Source organism: Streptomyces sp. NPDC048600 (assembly GCF_055587025.1).
Genome location: NZ_JBVJGZ010000014.1, coordinates 1 through 4,794 on the forward strand (window position 1 = coordinate 1; position 4,794 = coordinate 4,794).

The window sequence follows — 4,794 nt, forward strand, 5'->3', positions numbered from 1 at the left end:
TGCTGGGCCCTCCCCTCCTCCCCCCCCCCCCCCCCCTCCCCCCCCCCCTCCCCCTCTCCCCCCCCCCCCCCCCCCCCCACCCCGGGTCGGTGCGCGGAACGGTCAGCCGCCGTTCAGCTTCCGCTGGACGAACTCGTAGCTCCAGTTGCCGATCTGCGGTGCGTACCGCTTGGTGGCCTCGATCGCCTCGGGGAAGTTCTCGCCTCCCCACACCCGGCTCTCGCCGCACTCCCGGGCGAAGTCGGTCCACGTGGCCCAGCGCAGCGTGGTGTCGGCGGCCGGGGTGACACCCGGCTCGACGAAGGAGGAGCCCTTCGGGGCGGCGAAGCTGATGTCGGCCTGGTCGGTGCCGGTGAACCGCCGCACCTGCTCGACGAAGGCCTGGCAGAGCGCGGAGCTGACCGAGGGGTACTCGGGGGAGTCCGCCGAGTTGACGCCCAGATAGCCGCGCCACTCGTTGCCGGTGATGTCGTCGACCGCGCCGACCCCGGGCCCGCCCCACGCGCTGACCGGCCGGTCGCCGTAGACGTGCCGGACGGCGCTGAACGGCCGCACGGAGTCGTACTTCCGCTTGAAGTACCAGGTGGCGATGGTGGAGTCGACGAAGGACACGTCGGAGGAGGTGATGTAGTGCACCATCTTCTCGACGTCGTAGTTGCCGCGTACGACCACCGGAGTGCCGGCGACCGTCCCGAAGGTCACCACCTTGTTGTTGAAGAGTTCCGCGGTCATCTTCTTGCGGTCGTCGAGACCCGCCGAGGCCTTCAGGACCTCGTCGACCTGCCGCTTGTACGCGCGGCGGTTGAGGTGGTTGCTGGCGGTGGGCGGCGGGACGTCGAACTGCGCGGGGCTGTCGTAGGTGAACGGCTTGATCCGGCCGAAGTACGGCGTCGCGAACTTCTGGACCTTGTAGACGTTGCTGGAGGACGACACGTTGGGCTGCCAGCGGGACGGATTGACCAGCCGCTCCGCCGAGTTGACCGGCCGGTAGCCGGTGTAGTCGCTGTACGGCAGGCGGTTGTAGCCGCGGCCGCCCTCGTCGCCGTACCGGTTGGAGCCGTCGTGCAGACGGGCCTCCATGGTCTTCTTGGCGGCCAGGATGCCGATGCCGCTGGGTGTCGTCGGGTCCTCGGCGGTGTCGTTCGGGTCGAGGCCCGCCGACTCCATCATCTCGATCCAGCGGGAGTTGTACTGCGGGAGGACCTTGGTGAGGGAGGTGTACGCGGCGTAGATGACGGCGATGTTCTTGTTGCGCGTGGTGCGCTCCTCGGCGGGCCGTCGGCCGAGGTCGGAGAAGATGCCCTTCGCCGTGGGGTGGTAGGGCGCCAGGGCGTCGAACCACGGCATCTCGATGAGGATGGCGTGGTCCACGGTCAGGGTCACGGAGCGGCCGAAGCTCTCGTCGCGCGAGACGCGCTGGAACTTCGGATAGACGACTCCGGTCAGGGCGTTGCCGTGGTCGAGGTCGAACACGGCGGCCGCCTGCCGCGGTGCCGCAGGGACGGCACTGGTCAGCGAACCCACCAGGCCCACCGTCGTGGCAAGGGTCACCGCGAATGCCAGGCGCCGGCTCCGCGGCCGCCTCAAACTCGTCACCGGAACTCCTTTCGACCGGCTTTTCCGGTCCTTAATAGCTGTGTCCGCGGGAATTCCTCAGGGCGTCGAGCCGTCATGCTCGTTGAATTGCCCGGGATTTGACTTCGACGTTAGTGGACTTCTCTCCGGAAGGTCCACTGCTCGATCGAGTAGTGGGCACTACTCACGCTGGAGTCCTTGGGATGTTGCCTGTGACAGGGCCCGCTGGGGATCCTGAGAAGGATCGGTTGAGCCATGCCTTTTCCCACCCCCCACCGAAGGATTTACGCGTGCACCAGCTCCTACCTTTTGACGGGTGAGTGCGGATGTGGAGCCATTCAGAGATTCCGGAACCGGACCGGGGCACGAACCATCCGGTGCCGGTACCGATTTCCTCGCTGCTGCCCGCGGATTCCCCGCGGCTGAACGGCGAGAGTCCGGAACACGTGGAACTGCTCGTCGCGGCGAGCGATCTGCCGCCGATCCTCGTGCACCGCGGCAGCATGCGGGTCGTGGACGGTATGCACCGGCTGCGCGCGGCGGAGCTGCGCGGGGACACGACCGTCCCGGTCACGTTCTTCGACGGTGACGCGGAGGACGCCTTCCTGCTGTCCGTCGACGTCAACGTCCGGCACGGGCTGCCGTTGTCGCGGGCCGATCGCGAGGCGGCGGCGAGCCGCATTCTGGCGGTGCGCCGGCACTGGTCCGACCGGGCCGTCGCGGCGGCCGCCGGGCTGTCCCCGACCACCGTGAGCGCGATCCGGCGGCGCCGTTTCCCCTCGGCCGGGCGGGAGGGCTTCCGGGTGGGCAGGGACGGCCGCGTCCGTCCGCTGGACGCCTCGGCGGGCCGTCGGCGGGCCGGGGAGGTGATCGCCAGGATGCCCGAGGCGTCCCTGCGCGTCATCGCCCGGGAGGCGGGCATCTCGCTGGGGACCGCGCGGGACGTGCGGGAACGGGTGCGCGCCGGGCAGGAGCCGGTGCTGGAGGCACGGCCGGGGACGGCGCGGGGCGAGGTCGCCGAGCGTGCGGTGCCACCGGAGCAGTGCGTCGCGGACGCGCCCCGGGAAGGCGTCGACTGGAACACCGTGCGCGACCATCTGAGCAGGGATCCGGCGGTGCGGTACGCGGAGAACGGCCGTGCCTTCGTGCGCTGGGTCGACGGGCATCTCGTCGACCCGGTGGAGTGGGGCGAGCTGATCGACGCGGTGCCCCCGCACTGGCGGGACTCCGTCGCCGCCCTGGCCCGCTCCTGCGCCGGAGCCTGGCTGCGGTTCGCGCGGGAACTGGAGCGAGGCGAGCCGCGGTAGGGCCCGTCGTCGCATTCCCCTCGTCGCCCGCAGGCAGACGGGAAGGTGACGCCAGTTCCTGGACCGCGCCCGTCGGGACGGCTGTCGCCGAGGCCGTCCCGACGCGCTCTCATCCCGGGCCGGGCAGCGCGCCCTTGGCCCATGCCTCGACGAGTTCGACAGCCTGCTCGGGGTTGAGCCGCGGGTCGCACAACGACGTGTACCGGTGCGGCAGTTGGTCCTCGCCGCGCACGGAGGCCCCCACGCATTCCGTCACCTCGTCCGCCGCGACCTCCAGATGCAGTCCGGCGGCGTGCTGTCCGTGCCCGTCGAGGATGTCCCGGAAGCGCACGGCCTCGGTGACGACGTCGGTGAGGTGACGGGTCTTCAGTCCGGTCCGGGAGCGCACGGTGTTGCCGTGCATCGGATCGCAGAGCCAGATCGCGGGGTGCCCCGCGTTCGCCACCAGGCGGACGAGCGGGGGCAGGCTCCCGGTGATCCGGTCCCGCCCCATCCGGGGGATCAGCACCAGACGTCCCGGCTCGCGCCGCGGGTCGAGCGCCTCGCACACCCGCAGGACGTCCTCGGGGCTCGCGTCCGGACCGATCTTGCAGCCCACGGGGTTGACGACGGAGGCGAGCAGCGCCACATGGGCGTCGCCCGGCCGTCTGGTCCGCTCCCCCACCCAGGGCAGATGCGTCGAGGACAGATACGGCGCGTCCGTGTCGGGGTCCTGGCGGAGCAGCGGGGACTCGTAGTCGAGGACCAGTGCCTCGTGGCTCGACCAGGGCCCTTCCGCAGGCCGGCCGGCCTGCTCCCGGTGGGTACGCATGGCCCGGTGCACGGTGGCGGCGAGGTCGTGGGCCCGCACCATGCGCGCGGGGTCGGGTCGCCGGGCCGCCGGGTCGGGGGACTCGGCGTTGATCATGTGGCCCCGGAAGGAGGGCAGGGTCGACGCGCCGTACGACTCGGTGAGTTGTGACCTGGGTTTGGCGAACTGCCCTCCCATACGGCCGACTCGGACGACGTCGCTGCCGGTGAGTTCGCCGAGGCGGTCCGCGAGCAGGTCGAGAACGCGCAGCTTGCGGGCCACGTGCGGGGGCGTGCACTCGTGGAAGCTCTCCGCGCAGTCGCCGAGTTGGAGCAGCAGGGTGCCGGTCTCGGTCAGCCGGGCCAGGGTGGCGCGCAGCTGCCGGATCTCGGCGGGTGTCACCAGGGGCGGGGCCGAGGCCAGCCGCTCGTGGGCCCAGGGGTGGGCGGGGTGCTCGTGCCAGTCCGGCTGCTGGGCCGCCGGTCTGTCCGCCCACGGGCCGAGCCTGGCGAGGTGCGTCATCGGGCTGGATTGCGTCATGAGTACTCCCGTGGAGAGTTCAGCGAGATGTGCGCCGCCGGGTTCCGTGCCGGAGGCCGGCCGCCGGCGGCGCGCGGTCACCTCACCCGCAGCCTGGTCGCGGTGCTCACCGGGATCCCGGCAGGCCTCACATGGCGCCTCGTCGCGGGGCTCGCCGCGAGCCCGGCGGACCTCACCCGGCGCCTCGTCGCGGTACTCACCGCGAGCCCGGCAGGCCTCACCCGGCGCCTCGTACCCGTCGGACCACGGCATCGGGGTCCACGGGGGCCTCCTCGCCGCGCCAGGCGACGTGCTGGTCGGGCCTGAGCAGGACGAGGTCGCGCTCCCAGATCCGCCGGGCGCGGTCGTCCCGCACCACCGTGTGCCGGACCGGCAGGCCCTGTGCGGCGGCTGCCGCGAGCAGCGCGTCGGCCCTGCCGTCGCCCCGGAAGTCGACGAGGGTGAAGTCCGGGCCGAGCAGGTCGTACAGGGCCGTGCCGTCCTGGAGGAGCAGGCTCGGGGGGGGGGGGGGGGGGGGGGGGGGGGGGGGGGGGGAGGGTGGGGGGGGGGGGGGGTGGGGTTCGTTCTCCCCCTCCTCACATA

Annotated in this window: 4 protein-coding genes; 1 reads left to right on the forward strand and 3 read right to left on the reverse strand. The window is 72.0% G+C overall.

The window, feature by feature from the left end:
- Positions 1 to 102: 102 nt before the first annotated feature.
- The gene (locus tag ACZ6SQ_RS19865; RefSeq protein ID WP_469563603.1) at positions 103 to 1,596 is read right to left on the reverse strand and encodes a DUF6851 domain-containing protein; all 1,494 of its coding nucleotides are present in this window, start codon (positions 1,594 to 1,596) and stop codon (positions 103 to 105) included.
- 356 nt (positions 1,597 to 1,952) lie between these two features.
- On the opposite strand from ACZ6SQ_RS19865, the gene ACZ6SQ_RS19870 reads away from it, so the two are divergent.
- Positions 1,953 to 2,882, forward strand: coding sequence for a ParB/RepB/Spo0J family partition protein (locus tag ACZ6SQ_RS19870; RefSeq protein WP_469563606.1), 930 nt, complete (start codon positions 1,953 to 1,955; stop codon positions 2,880 to 2,882).
- Between the two features lie 109 nt (positions 2,883 to 2,991).
- Here ACZ6SQ_RS19870 and ACZ6SQ_RS19875 read toward each other — a convergent pair whose 3' ends face one another.
- Positions 2,992 to 4,212, reverse strand: coding sequence for a 3-deoxy-7-phosphoheptulonate synthase (locus ACZ6SQ_RS19875; protein WP_469563610.1), 1,221 nt, complete (start codon positions 4,210 to 4,212; stop codon positions 2,992 to 2,994).
- 217 nt (positions 4,213 to 4,429) lie between these two features.
- Entirely contained in the window at positions 4,430 to 4,705 is a 276-nt protein-coding gene (locus ACZ6SQ_RS19880; RefSeq protein WP_469564059.1) for an aromatic-ring hydroxylase C-terminal domain-containing protein, read from the reverse strand.
- Positions 4,706 to 4,794 lie beyond the last annotated feature (89 nt).